Origin of the sequence: Rhodococcus sp. BE178, from assembly GCF_050433545.1 — a bacterium.
In the GTDB taxonomy this organism is placed as follows: domain Bacteria; phylum Actinomycetota; class Actinomycetes; order Mycobacteriales; family Mycobacteriaceae; genus Prescottella.
This window is the reverse complement of the sequence record NZ_JBNPXA010000001.1, coordinates 442,470-459,270: the sequence shown is the minus strand read 5'-3', so window position 1 is coordinate 459,270 and position 16,801 is coordinate 442,470. Positions and strand designations below refer to the sequence as shown.

Genomic DNA, 16,801 nt, shown 5'->3' with positions numbered 1-16,801 from the left:
CGGTGGACGACGGCACGAGGTACCGCAACTGGATGGTCGAGCCGGCTCCGGCCGAGACGCGGCCCGAACCGCGCCGACTGCTGGCACCGCTGCTCACCGTGGTGCTGGCGCTGGCGACTCCGCTCGTCCTGCCGATCCCCGTCGCCGTCGTCCTCGTCCTCGCGGCGCTGTCCTGGTTCGGTGCGCGAATCCAGGAGTCCGGCAGTTCGAGCCGGGCCGACGGGGCGCTCAGAACAGGCTTCGCGGACGGACGGCGTTCGCAAGATCCACGAGCGTATAGCGGTGAGTGGGCGTAGGCGCACTGCGCGCCATCGCTCGCAGTGAGGACTCCGTCCCCGCGCGCAGGCCGCGTTCGGTGAAGGGAACACCGAGCAGCGGCTCGCGCGCGGTGGTGGGGGTGTGCCCCTCGAGGAGCCATTGGAGCGCGGTGCCGAGCACCACGGTCCGCATCTGCGGCCCGCGGCTCTCGGCCCGCGGCAGGGCCTGCACGCGCCGAGCCGATTCTCGCAACGTGGCTTCGGTGATCTTGCGGATCGGCCGCACCGCGAGGTACGTCAGGACCGCCGTCATCCGGGCGAGGCCGTAGCTGCGCGAGCCGGTCGGCACCTGGTCGAGGGCGGTGACCGCGCCGTGGACGTCGCCGTCGGCGGCGCGGCGTCGGGCCGATCCGAAGGCGGCACTGACGACGTTGCGATCGATCCGCCACACCGTCTCGTAGTAGGAGACGGCCGGAATCCGCCAGCGGTCGACTCCCTCCTCGTCGCTGTGATCGAGCAGCAGCTCGGCGGTCGCACCGAGGGCGAGTTTGGGCGCCACCTCGCCGGGCAGTGCCGAGTACACGGCGTCGAAAGATGCGTAGGCGGAGGTCAGTTCGTTCGACAACAACGACGCGAGCCCTCGGTACCACTCGATGCGCCAGTCGTGCGGGTGCGTCAGGGCCAGCGGCCGCAGCAGTTGCCGGGCCCGGCTCGCCTCGCCGAGATCGAGGTACGAGCGCACCTCCGCGAGCGGCAGTTCCACCGACTTCAGCACCTCGCCGGAGCGGCCTTCCCGGGCCCGATCGAGGACGTCCAGCATCAACTGCGGATCGCTGTGCGCCGCGGCGTTGACCAGTGCGGCACCGGGATCGTCGGAGTCCACCAGCGGCACCGCGAGAGCCTGGGCAACCTTGTGGGCGTCGAGTTTTCGTGCGCGCTCGACGCCGTCGACGAACACGTCGGTCTGTTCCACGAACCCGTCCGCGCCGAACGTCGCGCGTTGGCGGCTGAAGACGGTGGACAGGGCGGGATGCTCCTGGTCGTCCTGGCGGGAGACGATCTCTCGCAGGACCCCGGTGAGCTGAGCGGACAACTCGCGGGCGGAACCGAATCGACGGTCCGGGTCGGGATCGATCGCGCGCAGCAGCAGCCGTCGGTACGAGTCGTACTCGGCGAGCAGCGGGGCCCGCTCGGGGGACGGCAGTCCGTCCACGTAGCGGCCGTTCTCGGACGGCAGATCGAGCGTGAGTGCGGCGAGAGTGCGGCCGACGGTGTAGATGTCGGACGCGACGGTGGGCCCGGTCTCGGTGATCTCGGGTGCCTGGAAACCGGGGGTGCCGTACAGGTAGCCGTAGCTCTCGAGGGGTGCGACGGCGCCCAGGTCGATCAGCTTGACCTGTTCGTCGGTGACCATGACGTTGTCTGGCTTGAGGTCGTTGTACGCCAGGCCGATGGAGTGCAGGTACTCGAGGGCAGGCAGGATCTCGAGGATGTACGCGACGGCCTGATCGACGGGCAACCGGTCGGGTCGCCGGTAGGTGGACAGGATGTCGCGCAACGAGTTACCGCCCACGTACTCCATCACCAGGTATCCGGCCGGCGGGGAGCCTTCCTTCTGGAATTCGACGAAGTTGTAGATCTTGACGATGCTCGGGTGCTCCACCTCGGCGAGGAACTGTCGTTCGGATGCGGCGACGGCGCGGGACTCGGCGTCGCCGAGTTGGAGAAGACCCTTGAGGACCACCCACCGGTCGTCGACGTTGCGGTCGATCGCGAGGTAGATCCACCCGAGGCCGCCGTGGGCGATACACCCCTGCACCTCGTACTGGCCGGCGATCACCATGCCGGGGGCGAGTAGTGGCGCGAACTCGAAGCGGGACCCGCAGTTGGCGCAGATACCGGACGTCGGGCCCGGTTCGCCGTCGGTGGACCGTCCCACCGGCTTGTTGCATTTCCAGCAGAACCGTTTGCGCTCCGGGACGTGCGGATCGGTGAGGACTGCGGACGCGGGACCGCGCAGCGGGACCGGTGGCACCTCCACCAGTCCGTCTCCGAGTCGACGTCGTGAGACCGTCCGGGTGCGTTGCGTGCGGGCCCGGCGCCCGGTGGTGGGTGCGCTCTCCTGGGTCGACATCGGCTCGTCCGCGTGCTGTGTGGCGCGCGTCTGCGCGATCTCGCCCGTGTCGACCGTATGCTCTTCTGCCGCATCCTTTCCCGCCATCTATCCTCCGTTCTCGCTGCCTCGTCAGTCCCGGTAGGTGGGGGGTGGTGGTCCCGGTGAGGGGCCCAGTCCGGAGAGCCATCTCTGATAGATCCTCTCCCACGTGCCGTCGTTGCGGATCCTTTCCAGTGTGCCGTTGACGAATCGCACCAGATCATCATTGCCCTTGGTGATTCCGATGCCGTAGGGTTCCGGCCCCAGACTCGGTCCGACCATCCGCAGATACGGATCCTGCGTCGACATCCCGGCCAGCAGCGTGTCGTCGGTGCTGATCGCGTCGACCTGGCGTTGCTGCAGCATCACCAGGCAGTCCGACCACGTCGGGACCGTGACGACGGTGGCGTCGGGTTGCGCCCGGACGATGCGTTCGAGGGAGCGGGTGCCGGCGACCGCGCACACCCGTTTGCCGGCGAGGTCCGCGACGTCGGTGACGGGGGAGCCCGCCATCACCAGGATCCGCTGCTGCGCTTGGTAGTACACCGTGGAGAAGTCCACCCGCTGCCGCCGGTCGCACGTGATGCTCATCGTCCGGGCGACGATATCGACTCTCGAATCCTTCAGGGCCTGTTCACGTTCGGATGAGGTGAGGATGCGGAACTCCACCTTGTCGGGGCTGCCCAGCAGGTCGCGGGCGATCTCCCGAGCGACGTCGACGTCGAAGCCCTCGATGTCCCCGGTCGCGGGATTGCGGAAGCTCATCAGGTTGCTGCCGGTGTCCAGCCCGACGACGAGCCGACCGCGTTCGCGGATGGCGTCGAGCGACGCGCTGGGCGGTATCTCGCCGGCCGGGAACGGTCGCAGGCTGGCGGTCGGGTCTCCGCAGTCCACCGGCGGTGTCGGGGTCGGCGCCGAGGTCACGATCGACGCCCCCTCCGGTAGCGGCGCAACGCTGTACGTCTCGGTGGGCGGGAGGGTGTACGGGTCGGGTGGCGTCGAGCACCCGGCGGCGATCGCGGCCACCACCCCGACGACCACGACGGTTGTCGCAAGGTGCCGAAGCGGCATCACTGGTATTCCCGCAGGCGGGGCCACAGGCCCACCGGTATACCGATGGCCGCGACCACCGTGAGCACCAGCGCGCCGGGCCCGAGAGCCGACAGCACCGTCGACGAACGGGAGATGTCGCCTCTCAGTTCGGCGCGGGCGGCCTCGGCGCCGTCCGACAGAGCGGCGTCGACGATGTCGAACTGCGAGGCCGCCGTCGCGGGATCGGTACCGACCGTCGTCATGGCGGCGGCCGTCCAGTCGCCCACCGTGAGCGCGTCGATCATGCGTTGGTGCGACGCGGTCCAGCCGTCCAGCGCCTGCACCGCCCGGTCGGCGTCGTCGCGTCCGACGTCCACCGAGTAGTTGTCCAGCAGATTGCGCAGTTGGTCGGTGTCGTCGACGAACACCTGCGCGTGCTCGGCCTTCTCGTCGCGGCGGACCAGTTGCAGGATCTCCTGGGTGCGGGCCTGCTGCGCGAGGATGCGCGCCGCCGCGAACGTCGAGAGCGGCTCGGAGCCCTGCCGGACCGCTTCGTGCGCCGACACCGCGGAGATGATCCCCGCGACCAGCATCCACACCAGCAGCGCAGCCATGGCCGTGGTCGTCAACAGGAGCCCGGCGTTGAACGTGCGCCTGGTCCGCCTCGACAGCACCACCTGCGTCGCCACCAGCGCGGCCAGCAATGCCACGAGCAGCCCGATCGCGAACCACGGCGGGCGGGCGAACCCGGACTGCGGCGCCAGCGATGCGGCCGCACGTTCGGTGTGCAGGGCCTGTGCCAACGGCAGCAGGTCCGTCTGCATCAGCGCCGACGCCTCCGCCAGGTACGCGGTGCCGACCGGGTTGCCGGCGCGGTTGTTGGTGCGTGCGGTCTCGACCAGCCCCGTGTACACCGGGAGCTTCGTCGCGATCTCGGTGAGCAGCCGTCGGCCCTGGTCGTCGCCCGGCAGCCCGTCCGACGTCGCGACCAACTCCGCGGCCGCGGTCCCGATGGCCTGCGAATAGCGGTCCCTGTCCTCGCTCGGTTCCACGCCACCGGACAGGAAGGCGGTGGCCGCGGCGGCATCGGCGACCGACAGCGACGCGTACAGGTTCTGTGACGATCGGGCCAGCGGCTCGGTGGTGGACAACAGGGTGTCGATGTCCTGCTTGCGCTCGCCGGCCACCATGGAGGCGATCAGACCCGCCGCCACGGTGCCGAGCAGCAGTGCGACGCCGACGGCGAGCAGGCGGGCGGGTGTCGATCGCAGCAGGTCACGCGCGGCGTGTGGGCGCACGTGGACGCGGGCGGCGCGGTTCGGCGGCGCGTCCTCCCACCTCGCGTCCGCCGCGTGCGTCGACTCCGTCGTCGTCTCCGGCACTGCCACGGCTCATACCTCGGTTCGCCGTCCGTTTGGTTCGCCGTTCCGTAGTGCCGAGCATATAAGCAGCACCGGCAGGTTGTTCCGCCGATTCGTGATGCGGCGGGGAATACTGTGGGGACAGGTGAGCGGCTCGGCGGACAGGGCAGGTGAGAGGCACTCCATGCGCGGTGACGGAGACGGTTGGGCGACGACCCCCGACGGGGTACGGCATTGGGGCCGGCACGGTGCGGCGGGGCTGTTGCTGCGTGCCCCGTTGGCCGACGGTTCGGCCGGGGTGCTGTTGCAACACCGTGCCGCGTGGAGTCACCAGGGCGGGACGTGGGCGCTGCCGGGCGGCGCGCGGGACAGCCACGAGACTACGATCCACGCCGCGGTGCGCGAGGCGCAGGAGGAGACCGGTATCGACGTCGGTGCGGTCCATGTGCGCACCGAGCGGGTGACGGCGAGTGTCGCCGGCGGCTGGACGTACACGACGGTGATCGCCGACGCCGACAAGACGCTGGCACTGGTCCCGAACGGGGAGAGCACCGAGCTGCGCTGGGTGCCCGAGGCCCAGGTGGAGCACATGCCGCTGCATCCGGGTTTCGCCACCGCGTGGCCGGGCCTGCGGACCACCGAGGTGCGGGTGCTGCTCGACACCGCGAACGTGCTCGGATCCCGGCCCACCGGTTGGTGGCGCGATCGGCCGGGCGCCACGACGGAGTTGCTGGACCGGATCGCCCAGGTCCTGCCCCGCACGATCGAACTGCCCGACGGCGGATTCGGGTGGCTGCCGCGCATCGAGGCGGTGCTCGAGGGGCAGGCCCGCGCCGCCGGCTACGTCGACACGCGGATCCCGGTGCACACCGCCGCCGGCAGCGGCGACGACGAACTGGCGCGGCTCGCGGCCGGCGGCGGGGCACTCACCGCCGTCGTGACCGCCGACCGCGGACTGCGCGACCGGCTGCCCGAGTCGGTGCTCGCACTGTCGCCGTCGGCCGTGCTGAACTGGCTGGACTGACGGCCGGCCGCGGCCCGGCCTGCCTCAGCCGCGGTCGAGCACGAAACGGCGGCCGTGGATCTCCGTCGGACGGATCTCGACGAAGTTGTACTTCGCGGTCGGCACCCACGACTGCAGAGCGAACTCCTCGGCGGCGTTGATCTCGTCGAACCGCACGAGGGTGCGCGCGATGCCGTGGACCACGATGCTCCACGCCGACGTCGCGTCGGCGTGATCGACCTGGAACGTGGTCATCGGCTTGAGTGTGAGCTCGGTGAGCTTGTCGCCCTCGGCGGTACGGAAGTAGATCTTGCCGTCGTGCACCACGTAGTTGACCGGGTAAACATCCGGCCGGTCGTCGGTGACGAGGATGAGCCGACCGAGGCGTTCGGTGGACAACAGGTCCAGCGCGTCCTGTTCGGTGAGAGCGGCGACGGGGTTTGTCCGGTCCTGCATGTCTGCTCCGATCCTCGGTGAGCCTTCACCCTCGACTCTGCCCGCTGCGGCACGCTCGTGCCACCAGGTCCGGGTGTGAGCTGTGCATCACCGTGAGGTGTCCAGAATGCGGCGCAGCTGTCGCGCCTGGGCGGCGAGTTCGCCGTCGGTGGTGAACAGTTCGGTTTCGTCGACGCACTCGTCGGATGTCCACCACACCGTGCGGTGGCGCAGTCGATGCCACGGTCCGGTGGCAGACCCGGCGGCGGGAGCGAAGTGCGCCGTCAACTCGACGGTCGGGATCGGTGCCGGCGCAGTGCGTATCGCGAACAGTCCCGGAGGAAGCGCGTCGAGCAGGATCGCGGCGCGCTCGACACCGGTGAACTCCAACCCCGGGCGCAGCCGGATCCACACGTCGAACTCCGGGTCCGGTCCGCCCGCGAAGGGACGTGCGGCGTTGATCGGACGGATGTCGAGGTGCTGCGAGAAAGGCACGAAGTCGATCGGGATATCCAGTCCCGCAAGACTGTCCGGGTCGACGGCCGTCTCTATCGACGGTGCGTGCCGGGCGGCAGCAGCACCTCGCGACAGACGGACCAGTGCCGTCGCGGCGGTGCCGGCGCGCACCTGCACGCCCGGTGACCGGCCTGCCGGTCCTCGCTGCACCGTCATGTCGATCGGGCCGGGGCGCACCGGGGCGTAGAAGTGCGCGGTGGCGGCGGCGGGGACGGCGCCGGTCTCGACGGAAGCGGCCCGCAGCATCGCCGCGAGCACCATGCCGCCGTGGATGCCGTCGAAAGCGCGCCAGGTGTCGTCGAATCGGGTGGGGAAAGGATCGAAGGTCGTGGTCATGACGAGAACTCCTGTGCGGTAACGGTTTGCGGGGGAATCTGTGCGGTCGGCCGGGGCGACATCGCGAGCGCGGTGACGGCCCCGAGCGCGGCGAGGGCGGCGATGGTCCACCACGCGGCGGTGAAGTCGGACGCCGCGAGAACGGCGACGAGGATCGCGATACCCAGGACGCTGCCGAGTTGGCGGCTGGTATTGACGACCGCGCTGCCGGTGGCGCCCTGGGCGGGCGGCAGCGTCGCGGTGGCGGTCGAGAGAATCGTCGGCAGGGCGAGTCCGACACCGGCGCCGGCGATCAGCCACCCGGGAAGCAGGCCCGTCGCGTAGTTCGGTTCGGTGTGGACGCTCGCGAGGATGAGCACGGTGCCGGCGCCCCACAGTGCACTGCCGAGACCGGCGACGACGCCGGATGGCAGGCGCCGGCCGAGGACCTGGCCGACGATCGCGAAGACCGGGACCAGCAGCGGGCCGGGCGCCACCGCGAGACCGGTGCGCAGTGCCGAGTAGCCCCACTCGGTCTGCATCCACAGGATGTTCGCGAGCAGGCCGGCGGCGAACGACGCGCTGAACGCGACCGCGGTGACGTTGGACCACGCGAACGGGCGCACCCGCAGCAACGCCGGGTCGACCAACGGATTGCGGTGACGCACCGTGCGCCGAGCGAACCAGGCCAGCGCGAGGACTCCGACGGCGGCGGCGACCAGGGTGCCGGCGTGCGTCCATCCCCAGTCGGGGCCCTGTACCAACGCCAGCGACACCGCGCCGAGACCGGCCGCGAGCAGACCCGCGCCGGGAAGGTCGACATCGGTGGGGTGCGGATCGCGGGACTCGGGCACGATGCGCGCGGCCGCCCACAGCAGCACCACGCCGATCGGCACGTTGATCAGGAAGATCCAGCGCCACGACGCGGACACCAGCAGTCCGCCGAGTACGGGGCCGAGGGCCGACGCGGCGGCGCCGGTCGCGGCCCACAGGCGCACCCCGAGCGCGCGTCGGGCATCGGGCAGGGCCGCGATGAGCAGGCCCAGGCTGGCAGGGGTGAGCGCGGCGGCGCCCGCGGCCTGCGCCAGGCGGAACAGGACGAGCAGCCACAGTGACGGGGCGAGGGCGCACGCGGCGCTCGCGATCGTGAACAGCGCCAGGCCTGCCAGGAACGCGCGTCGGCGTCCGACGCGGTCGGCCCAGCGGCCGGCCGGGATCAGCAGGGCCGCGTAGACGATCGCGTAGGCGCTGAGGACCCAGCTGAGCTGGGAGAGCGATGTGCCGGCGAAGTCGGTGGCGATGTCGTCGAGGGCGACGTTGACGACGAACAGGTCCAGGGCCGCGACGAACGGCGCCCCGGACAGGATGGCGATGAGCGCACCCGGATTCTGACTTTTGTTTTGCATAGTCAGGGAGTGTGGACCCTGGCTATGGATTTAGCAAGCCAGGGGGTAATCTGGGTGCATGGAGACGGCACGGCTCGACGGGTTTCTCGCGGACCGCGACGCGTGGCGGGCCACGCAGTGTTCGATCGCGAAGGCGATGGACGTGATCGGTACGCGCTCGGCGATGCTGATCTTGCGCGAGGCGTACTACGGCACAACCCGTTTCGACCACTTCGCGGAACGTGTCGGGATCACCGAGGCGGTGGCGGCCGCACGGTTGCGGGAACTCACCGCCGAGGGACTGTTCGAGCGGCAGCCCTACAAGGAGCCGGGGCAGCGCACCCGGCACGAGTACGTCCTGACCGAGAAGGGGCGGGATGTGCTGCCCGCTGTGCTGGCGCTGATGCAGTGGGGGGACAAGTACCTGCAGGGCGAGCGCGGTGGGCCGCTGGACCTCGCGGACGACACCTCCGGCGAACCCGTCCACGTCGAGGTGCGCAGCGAATCCGGGCGTCGGGTCCCACTGGGCGAGCTGCGGGTGGTCCCGAACGTCACCGCCGAACAGGCGCGGAGGGCGATGGAACGGGACAGGGAGCGGTAGGGCGGGGCGTCAGCCCTCGGCCTTCTTCTCTTCCCGCCGGTTGCGGAGGAAGACCAGCGGCAGAACGAGCGTGGCGAGGGCGGTCACCAGCCACACGACGAGCGTCGCGAGAACCCACGTGCGCCAACCGGAGATCGACAGGCCGCCGAAGGCGGACGCGATCACCAGGGCGACGAAGGTCGACACCAGTCCGATCCCGCCCAGGAATGCGGGTGCATTCTTGGCCGCGATCTTCGTGATGAACGGTGACAGCACGCTCTGCGCGATCGCGAAGAGCACGACGGCGGTCACGAACCCGGCGGCGCTGACCGACACCTCGGGCAGCAACCACACGGCGGCCAGGATCCCGACCGCGGCCGAGCCCAGGAAGAACGCACACCTGATCAGAAGGCGAATCATGTTCCGGCCCTTTCGTGTAGTTCGGGCGAGTGTATCGATCAGCGGCGCCGTGCGGCGGGTAACGTGGCCGAACGTCCGTGGCGACCTCTCAGGGGAGGGGGGTGGCCGGTAAGAACGGATGCGGGATCGAGACGCTTCATTGCTTAGGCTTGGTATGTAGATCAATCCGGGCAGATCGGTGAGGGGGCCAGGCGGGTGTTGCGGAGAATGTGGCCCGAGGCAGGTGAACTACCGCGTCGGCGGGGCCATCTCGCGGTGCTCGTCCTGTGGGCGATCGCGTCGGTGGTGTTGGTGTTCACGACCGTGCGTCCGTGGATGCCGACGATCGGAATCTTCGCCGGCGGAGCCGACCTGGACGTTTACCGCGACGGCGCGCGGCACGTCATGGAGGATCTGCCGCTCTACACCGAACCGGTGATCCACGGCCTGCTCTACACGTACACGCCGTTCTCGACGCTGATGTTCATCCCGTTCGGACTGTTGCCGGGCGGGATCGACAAGTACATCTGGATGGGGGCCAACCTAGTCCTGCTGGTTGCCATCGTCGCGCTGTGCTGGCGGATGCTCGGGTATCGGATCACGCCGTACCTGGTGGGTGTCTCGGCGCTGCTGGCGGTGGCGTGTACGTTCCTCGAACCGGTCCGCACGACCCTGTTCTACGGCCAGATCAACCTGGTCCTGATGGCACTGGTGCTGTGGGACGTCTCGCGCGGCGAGAACAGCAAGCTCAAGGGCGTCGGTGTCGGTATCGCCGCCGGGATCAAGCTGACGCCGGCGTACTTCGTCCTCTACTACCTGGTGCTGCGGCAGTGGCGGGCCGCGGCCGTGGCCGTGGGGACCATCGCGGCCACCATCGGCGTGAGTTGGCTGGTGCTCCCGAACGATTCGTGGCAGTACTGGACCAAGACGTTCTTCGAGTCCACCCGCATCGCGCAGGACGAGCACCCGTCGAACCAGTCGATCCGCGGCGTGATCGCGCACCTGACCGGGAAGCCCGCGCCGACGGTGCTGTGGGTGGTGCTCGCGGCGATCGTCGTGGTGGTCAGCATGTGGATCGTGCTGCGTCTGCACCGCGGCGGCGAGCATCTCCTCGCGGTCACGGTCGCGGGGCTGAGCGCCGCGGCAGTCTCGCCGTTCTCGTGGAGCCACCACTGGGTGTGGTTCGTGCCGCTGCTCGTCTACATCGTGCACCGGGCACTGACGAACTGGTGGTGGTGGCTCGCGGCGCTCGTGATCGCGGTCGCGACCGGGGCCTGGCCCTACCGGTGGGACGAGTACGTCGTGGTGGTGGGGCTGTTCCTGTTCCCGCCGTGGTGGACCGTCGCCGACGTCCTGATGAACATCTACATCCTCCTCTACGTCGGAGTGTTGATCGGGGCCGGCATCGTCGCGGCCCGATGCACACCCGACGGAGTGCACGACCATGTACCGGCCGCCGATGCGAACCGGACATAGTGTCACCATGTCGGGCATGCGTATTCGACATGTGATCGCCCTCGTCCCCGCCGCACTGCTGCTCCTGACGGGTTGCAGTGACAGCGAGGAGACCTCCGCGTCCGGCCCGTCGGCGACCACCTCCGTGCAGGGGACGGCCGCTCAGGACGACTCTGCCGCGCTCGACGCCGCGGTCAAGGAGATGTGCAGCCAGGTGACCGCCTTCCTCGACAGTTCCGAGGCCCAGGCGAAGGGGACGGGCGAGTCGTTCGACCGTGCGGCCCAGGGGCAGGCGTTCCTCGATCAGCTGAAGGCGAACTCGGCCGTCTGGGTCGCCTCCTACAACATGCAGGCCGAAGCGGTGGGCGCGCCGCCGCTCGACCCGAGTACCGCCACCTGGGAGGACATGCCCGAGGCGAGCCGCGCAATGATCGAGGACTCGGTCGACGGGGCCGTCTCCGGAACCTGCTGACCGAGGCGCCGAGCGGTGGTCAGCCGCGCAGCGCGTCGGACAGCGCCCGCGCGGCGGCCTCCGGGTCGTCGGCGGCAGTGATGGCGCGCACGACGACGATCCGGGTGGCGCCGGCTTCGAGGATCTGCGGCAGCCGCTCCTGGTCGACGCCGCCGATGGCGAACCACGGCCGCGTCGGAGCGGCGTCGGCGGTGCTGCGGACCAGTTCGATGCCGGACGCCGTCCGGCCCGGCTTGGTGGGGGTGGCCCACACCGGCCCGGTGCAGAAGTAGTCGACGTCCTCTTCGATCGCGGCGAGGCTGGCCTGCGCGCGGTTGTTGGTGGAGCGTCCGATCACGACGTCGGGGCCGACGATCCGGCGCGCGTAGTGCACCGGCAGGTCGTTCTGGCCCAGGTGCAGGACGTCGGCGCCCGCGGCGAGCGCGAGGTCGGCGCGGTCGTTGACGGCGAGCAGCGCGCCGTGCCGGCGGGCCGCGGCACCGATCACCGCGAGCGCGGCCAGCTCCTCCTTGACCTCCATCGGCCCGAGTTCGCGTTCGCCCGCCGAGCCCTTGTCGCGGAGCTGGACGATGTCGACGCCGCCGGCGAGTGCCGCTTCGACGAAGTGGGCCAGATCGCCCTTGTCGCGGCGGGCGTCGGTGCAGAGATAGAGGCGCGCGTCTGCGAGTCGCTCGCGGGGCGTCAGGCGCTTGACGGACTGGGAGGCATGCACACCTGGAACGGTAGTCTCTAATGCGGACGAATCAACACGGGAGTCCCAGGAGCGCAGACTGTGCGCGGGGCTGAGAGGGGGCCTGCCGGCCCCGACCGTCATACCTGACCCGGATCATGCCGGCGCAGGGAGTGAGGTGGAGAAAAGTTGACCCGATCGGTTTCCGTCGTGGGTGGCGGTGTCATCGGCCTGTCGATCGCCTGGCGTGCGGCGCAGCGCGGCTGGACGGTGAAGCTGTACGACCCGGCACCGGGAAGCGGTGCGTCGTGGGTGGCCGGCGGCATGCTGGCCCCGCTGTCGGAGGGCTGGCCCGGTGAGGAGAAGGCGCTGGCGCTGGGGGCGTCGTCGCTGCAGCGGTGGCCGGACTTCGGCGCCGAACTGGAAGCCGTCGCGGGGGTGACACTGTTCACGTCCGACGACTCGCTGACCGTCGCGCTGGACGCCGCCGACGCCGCGGACCTGCACACCATCGCCGAGTGGGTGGCAACGCAGGGGCACGAGCTGAAGATCTTGAACCGCGCGCAGATCCGGGAGTTGGAGCCGTCGCTGGGCCGCGGCATCCGCCTGGCGCTGCAGGCGCCCACCGAGTTGGCCGTCGACAACCGGCTACTGGTGCAGGCGCTGCGGACGGCCGCCGTCGCGGCCGGTGTGGAGCTGATCGAGCAGTCGGTGACCGACCTGGAAACGCTCACCACCGATCAGGTGGTGCTGTCGGCGGGATCGAACTCGGCGCAGCTGTGGCCGGATCTGCCGGTGCGTCCGGTGAAGGGCGAGATCCTGCGTCTTCGGTCCCGGCCGGGCGTGACGCCGGCGCCCCGGCGCACCATCCGCGGCAGTGTGCACGGCCGGCCGTCGTACCTGGTGCCGCGCGCCGACGGCATCGTCGTCGGTGCGACGCAGTACGAGTCGGGCCACGACACCCAGGTCACCGTCGCCGGGGTGCGGGACCTCATCGCCGATGCGGAGGCACTGATGCCCGCGATCGGCGAGTACGAGCTGTACGAGGCGAAAGCCGGTCTGCGCCCGATGAGTCCGGACAACATGCCGATCATCGGCCGCGTCTCGGATCGGGTGGTGCTCGCGACCGGGCACGGGCGCAACGGCATCCTGATGACCCCGGTCACCGCGGACGCGACCGTCGCGATTCTCGACGGCAACCCCCTGGCGGAGGCGGAAAGTGCCGCCGCCGAACGATTTTCACAGCAGACGTATGAGCGGGCATGAGTGAGGTTTGGATGAGTGAGTTGATCGGTATCACCGTCAACGGTGAGGACCACGAATTCGACGGGCCGCTGACGGTGGCCGAGTTGCTGGATCGGCTGGAACTGCCGCAGCGCGGCATCGCGGTCGCGGTGGACGGTGCGGTGTTCCCGCGCGGCCGGTGGACCGAGTCGGTGGGCCGCGGCTGGGAGATCGAGATCCTCACGGCGGTGCAGGGTGGCTGAGATGGGCAAGCTGACGATCGCCGACCGCACGTTCGGCTCCCGCCTGATCATGGGCACCGGCGGCGCCGCGAACCTCGCGGTGCTCGAGGAGGCGTTGGTGGCGTCGGGCACGGAACTGACCACCGTCGCGATGCGCCGCGTCGATGCCGCGGGCGGCACCGGGGTGCTGGACCTGCTGCGCCGCCTCGACATCGCGCTACTGCCGAACACCGCCGGCTGCCGCGGCGCGGCCGAGGCCGTGCTCACCGCGCAGCTCGCGCGCGAGGCGCTCGAGACCGATTGGGTGAAGCTCGAGGTGATCGCCGACGAGCGCACACTGCTGCCCGACGCTATCGAGTTGGTCAGCGCGGCAGAGCAATTGGTGGACGATGGCTTCACCGTGCTGCCGTACACCACGGACGACCCGGTGCTCGCGAAGCGCCTCGAGGACGTGGGCTGTGCCGCGGTGATGCCGCTGGGCTCGCCGATCGGCACCGGTCTGGGCATCTCGAACCCGCACAACATCGAGATGATCGTCGATGCCGCGAACGTGCCGGTGATCCTGGACGCCGGCATCGGCACCGCGAGCGACGCGGTGCTCGCGATGGAGCTGGGCTGTGACGCGGTGCTGCTCGCGACGGCCGTCACGCGCGCGAAGGACCCGGCGCTGATGGCGTCGGCGATGCGCGGCGCGGTCACCGCCGGCTACGAGGCCCGGCACGCCGGCCGCATTCCGAAGCGGTTCTGGGCGCAGGCGTCGTCGCCGATGTAGGGAGACACGCGGATCACGGATTGGTCGAAATACCTGGCCGAACGCGCGCGGGCGACATAGGCTCGGCAGCGACTGCTCCGTTGGTTCCAGTGCCGGGATAGGACATGCCATGTCGACGCTGAATGCAGATCTTCTTCAACTCCTCCGTTCGGATGTCGTGGCGTGGAACGCCCGACGTGACAAAATGCCCGACGCTCCGGACCTTCACGGGATGGACCTGTCGGGTGCCGACCTCGCCGGTGCCAACCTGACGGGCGCCAACATGGCGGGTATCGACCTGTCGGGAGCGGACCTCACGTCCGCGGAACTCGGCGGCGCCAACCTGACGGGAGCCAATCTCGCCGGCGCCGTCGCCGCGGACGCCGACTTCAGCAAGGCGTATCTGACGAACGCCAACCTGTCGGGTGCGGTGCTGACGCTCTCGTTCCTCACGTCGACGTACCTGGCGCACGCGATCCTCGCCGGGGCGGACCTCTCGGGCGCGTACATGACGGGGGCGCACCTCGAGGACGCCGACCTGACGGGAGCCAGATTGGCGGGCGCGTACCTCGCGCACGCGGATCTGACCGGCGCGGTGCTCGCCACGGCCGACGTGAGTGGCGCAGATCTCACCGACGTGACGATGCCGGACGGCGCCGTCCGGGCCTGATCCGGGTGGTCCCCGACTCTGTCTCAGGGTTCGTGTCATCCCTGGGTATGACACGGATGTAGACCTGCGACCGATGCGCGGAGGTCCCCTCATCGGGCATTGTGGTCCCCATGATTGAAGTGAGGGGACTGACGAAGACCTACGGGTCGACGAAAGCGGTGGACGATCTCACGTTCTCCGTGAAGCCGGGCATCGTCACCGGCTTCCTCGGCCCGAACGGTGCCGGCAAGTCGACGACCATGCGGATGATCCTGGGCCTCGACACGCCGACGTCGGGCACCGCACTGATCGAGGGGGTGCCGTACCACCAGCTGAAGCAGCCGCTGCGCACCGTCGGCGCGCTGCTCGACGCCAAGTGGGTGCACCCCAACCGGTCGGCCAAGGCACACCTGCAGTGGATGGCGGCGGCCAACTCGCTGCCCGCGTCGCGCGTCGACGAGGTGCTGCGCCTGGTGGGCCTGAGCGAGGTCGCGAACAAGAAGGCCGGCGGATTCTCGCTCGGCATGTCGCAGCGGCTCGGCCTGGCCGGCGCGCTGCTGGGCGACCCGAAGGTGCTGCTGTTCGACGAGCCGGTCAACGGTCTCGACCCCGAGGGCATCGTGTGGATCCGCAAGTTCATGCAGAGCCTCGCGGCGGAGGGGCGCACCGTTCTGGTGTCGAGCCACCTGCTGTCCGAGATGTCGCTCACCGCAGAGCATCTGGTGGTGATCGGCCGCGGACGGCTGATCGCGGACACCAGCGTCCGGGACTTCGTCGACCGCTCGTCGGATGCGTCCGTGCGGGTGCGCAGCCCGCAGCTCGACGCGCTGCGCAGCCTGCTCACCGCGCAGGGGTTCGCGGTCCGCGAGGACGCCGGTCTCGATCACCAGCCGGCACTGCTGGTGTCGGGCGTCAAGACCGACGACATCGGTGTGCTCGCCGGCTCCAACGGAATCGTCCTGCACGAGCTGTCGTCTCAGCAGGGCTCGCTCGAGGACGCGTTCATGAAGCTCACCGGTGACGACGTGCAGTACCACGCTCAGGTCGCCGGACAGCCCGTCGACGCTGCGCAGAACATGGGAGGTGCGCTCCGATGAGCGTGTTGAATGCAGAACGCATCAAGCTGACGACCACGAAGTCACCGATGTGGTGCAGCCTCATCGCGGTCGTCGTCAGTGTCGGGTTCGCGGCCATCATGGGCACGGCGTACAAGTCGCTGGTCTCGTCGGGCGACACGTCGATGGGCGAGTTCACGGTCGCGTACACGCAGGCCGGCGCTGCCCAGTTCGGCGCCATGCTGGTGATGATCATGGCGGCGCTCGCGGTCACCACCGAGTACCGCTTCGGTGTCATCCGCACCACGTTCCAGGCGATCCCTAACCGGACGCAGGTGATCGGTGGCAAGGCGCTGCTGCTGGCGATCGTCGCCGCGGTACTGGGTCTGATCATCTCGCTGGTGTCGTTCTACCTGGGACAGGCGACCTCGGGCGTGAGCCTGTCGATCGGTTCGGGTGACAACGCCCGCGAACTGTTCGGCATCCCGATCTACTACGCGCTGTTGGCGGTGCTCGCGGTCGGCGTGGGCACATTGATCCGTCAGTCGGCGGGTGCCATCTCGCTGCTGCTGCTGTGGCCGCTGGTGATCGAGAGCCTCGCGACCATGATCCCCAAGGTCGGCAAGTACATCGGCGAGTTCGGCCCGTTCAACAACATCTCCTACTTCCTCGGAAGCGGTGCCAACTTCGACTTCCACTGGGGTCCGTGGGGTGCACTGCTCTACTTCGCGGCGTTCGTCGCGATCGTGTTCGGCGCGGCCCTGTTCCTGGTGAACAAGCGCGACGCCTGACCGTTCCCGCCTACGAGGAGGGTCCCGCACCGATACCGGTGCGGGACCCTCCTC

General features: G+C 69.7%; 19 protein-coding genes and 1 riboswitch. Of the genes, 11 read left to right on the top strand and 8 right to left on the bottom strand.

Annotation, left to right across the window (positions count from 1 at the left end; translation table 11 throughout):
* Positions 1-2 precede the first annotated feature (2 nt).
* Positions 3-296, top strand: a complete 294-nt coding sequence (locus J2X34_RS02180) for a hypothetical protein (RefSeq protein WP_114721716.1) — start codon at positions 3-5, stop codon at positions 294-296.
* On the opposite strand, the gene J2X34_RS02175 is transcribed toward J2X34_RS02180, so the two are convergent.
* The 3 genes from J2X34_RS02175 to J2X34_RS02165 are packed head-to-tail and all read right to left on the bottom strand — an operon-like array spanning position 229 to position 4,832.
* A complete protein-coding gene (locus J2X34_RS02175; RefSeq protein WP_429516016.1) occupies positions 229-2,478 on the bottom strand; it encodes a tetratricopeptide repeat protein in 2,250 nt (749 codons plus the stop codon). The two genes, J2X34_RS02180 and J2X34_RS02175, sit on opposite strands and share 68 nt — an antisense overlap.
* Positions 2,479-2,502: 24 nt before the next feature.
* Entirely contained in the window at positions 2,503-3,483 is a 981-nt protein-coding gene (locus J2X34_RS02170) for a glutamate ABC transporter substrate-binding protein (RefSeq protein ID WP_114721720.1), read from the bottom strand.
* Positions 3,483-4,832 carry a hypothetical protein gene (locus J2X34_RS02165; RefSeq protein WP_181818766.1) on the bottom strand — a complete coding sequence of 450 codons (1,350 nt, stop codon included), beginning with the start codon at positions 4,830-4,832 and terminating at the stop codon, positions 3,483-3,485. Before J2X34_RS02165 ends, J2X34_RS02170 begins: the two co-directional genes overlap by 1 nt.
* A gap of 157 nt (positions 4,833-4,989) precedes the next feature.
* On the opposite strand from J2X34_RS02165, the gene J2X34_RS02160 reads away from it, so the two are divergent.
* A complete protein-coding gene (locus J2X34_RS02160; protein WP_114721722.1) occupies positions 4,990-5,829 on the top strand; it encodes an NUDIX hydrolase in 840 nt (279 codons plus the stop codon).
* 24 nt (positions 5,830-5,853) lie between these two features.
* On the opposite strand, the gene J2X34_RS02155 is transcribed toward J2X34_RS02160, so the two are convergent.
* The 3 genes from J2X34_RS02155 to J2X34_RS02145 all read right to left on the bottom strand — a co-directional run bounded on the left by J2X34_RS02155 (position 5,854) and on the right by J2X34_RS02145 (position 8,480).
* Entirely contained in the window at positions 5,854-6,264 is a 411-nt protein-coding gene (locus J2X34_RS02155; protein WP_114721724.1) for a pyridoxamine 5'-phosphate oxidase family protein, read from the bottom strand.
* An 87-nt stretch (positions 6,265-6,351) separates the two neighbouring features.
* Positions 6,352-7,095, bottom strand: a complete 744-nt coding sequence (locus J2X34_RS02150; protein ID WP_114721726.1) for an acyl-CoA thioesterase — start codon at positions 7,093-7,095, stop codon at positions 6,352-6,354.
* Positions 7,092-8,480, bottom strand: a complete 1,389-nt coding sequence (locus J2X34_RS02145) for an MFS transporter (RefSeq protein WP_429516015.1) — start codon at positions 8,478-8,480, stop codon at positions 7,092-7,094. The genes J2X34_RS02150 and J2X34_RS02145 overlap by 4 nt, the downstream gene beginning before the upstream one ends.
* 58 nt (positions 8,481-8,538) lie before the next feature.
* Here J2X34_RS02145 and J2X34_RS02140 point away from each other — a divergent pair, with 58 nt between their 5' ends.
* A complete protein-coding gene (locus tag J2X34_RS02140) occupies positions 8,539-9,060 on the top strand; it encodes a winged helix-turn-helix transcriptional regulator (protein WP_429516014.1) in 522 nt (173 codons plus the stop codon).
* A 9-nt stretch (positions 9,061-9,069) separates the two neighbouring features.
* On the opposite strand, the gene J2X34_RS02135 is transcribed toward J2X34_RS02140, so the two are convergent.
* On the bottom strand, positions 9,070-9,459 hold the full coding sequence (locus tag J2X34_RS02135; RefSeq protein WP_114721732.1) for a phage holin family protein: 390 nt from the start codon (positions 9,457-9,459) through the stop codon (positions 9,070-9,072).
* A gap of 207 nt (positions 9,460-9,666) precedes the next feature.
* Here J2X34_RS02135 and J2X34_RS02130 point away from each other — a divergent pair, with 207 nt between their 5' ends.
* Both J2X34_RS02130 and J2X34_RS02125 read left to right on the top strand, forming a co-directional pair.
* Complete coding sequence (locus J2X34_RS02130; protein WP_429516013.1) at positions 9,667-10,914, top strand: glycosyltransferase 87 family protein; 1,248 nt, start codon at positions 9,667-9,669, stop codon at positions 10,912-10,914.
* Between the two features lie 16 nt (positions 10,915-10,930).
* Entirely contained in the window at positions 10,931-11,365 is a 435-nt protein-coding gene (locus tag J2X34_RS02125; protein WP_114721830.1) for a hypothetical protein, read from the top strand.
* A gap of 19 nt (positions 11,366-11,384) precedes the next feature.
* Here the strand turns inward: J2X34_RS02125 and thiE are convergent, their stop codons facing one another.
* Positions 11,385-12,077, bottom strand: a complete 693-nt coding sequence (thiE, locus tag J2X34_RS02120; protein WP_114721736.1) for a thiamine phosphate synthase — start codon at positions 12,075-12,077, stop codon at positions 11,385-11,387.
* A 26-nt stretch (positions 12,078-12,103) separates the two neighbouring features.
* Positions 12,104-12,225, top strand: a riboswitch (TPP riboswitch).
* On the opposite strand from thiE, the gene thiO reads away from it, so the two are divergent.
* From thiO to J2X34_RS02090, 6 genes are all read left to right on the top strand, one after another.
* Complete coding sequence (gene thiO / locus J2X34_RS02115; RefSeq protein WP_429516012.1) at positions 12,225-13,301, top strand: glycine oxidase ThiO; 1,077 nt, start codon at positions 12,225-12,227, stop codon at positions 13,299-13,301. (Overlaps the previous riboswitch by 1 nt.)
* An 11-nt stretch (positions 13,302-13,312) precedes the next feature.
* Positions 13,313-13,522 (top strand): sulfur carrier protein ThiS, encoded by a 210-nt coding sequence (thiS, locus tag J2X34_RS02110; protein ID WP_114721831.1) that lies wholly within the window; start codon positions 13,313-13,315, stop codon positions 13,520-13,522.
* Position 13,523: 1 nt separating this feature from the next.
* Positions 13,524-14,273, top strand: coding sequence for a thiazole synthase (locus tag J2X34_RS02105; protein ID WP_302675465.1), 750 nt, complete (start codon positions 13,524-13,526; stop codon positions 14,271-14,273).
* Positions 14,274-14,457: 184 nt separating this feature from the next.
* Complete coding sequence (locus J2X34_RS02100; RefSeq protein WP_254622633.1) at positions 14,458-14,922, top strand: pentapeptide repeat-containing protein; 465 nt, start codon at positions 14,458-14,460, stop codon at positions 14,920-14,922.
* Between the two features lie 110 nt (positions 14,923-15,032).
* Positions 15,033-15,998, top strand: coding sequence for an ABC transporter ATP-binding protein (locus J2X34_RS02095; protein WP_429516011.1), 966 nt, complete (start codon positions 15,033-15,035; stop codon positions 15,996-15,998).
* Positions 15,995-16,747 carry an ABC transporter permease gene (locus J2X34_RS02090; RefSeq protein WP_429516010.1) on the top strand — a complete coding sequence of 251 codons (753 nt, stop codon included), beginning with the start codon at positions 15,995-15,997 and terminating at the stop codon, positions 16,745-16,747. Before J2X34_RS02095 ends, J2X34_RS02090 begins: the two co-directional genes overlap by 4 nt.
* Positions 16,748-16,801: the final 54 nt, after the last annotated feature.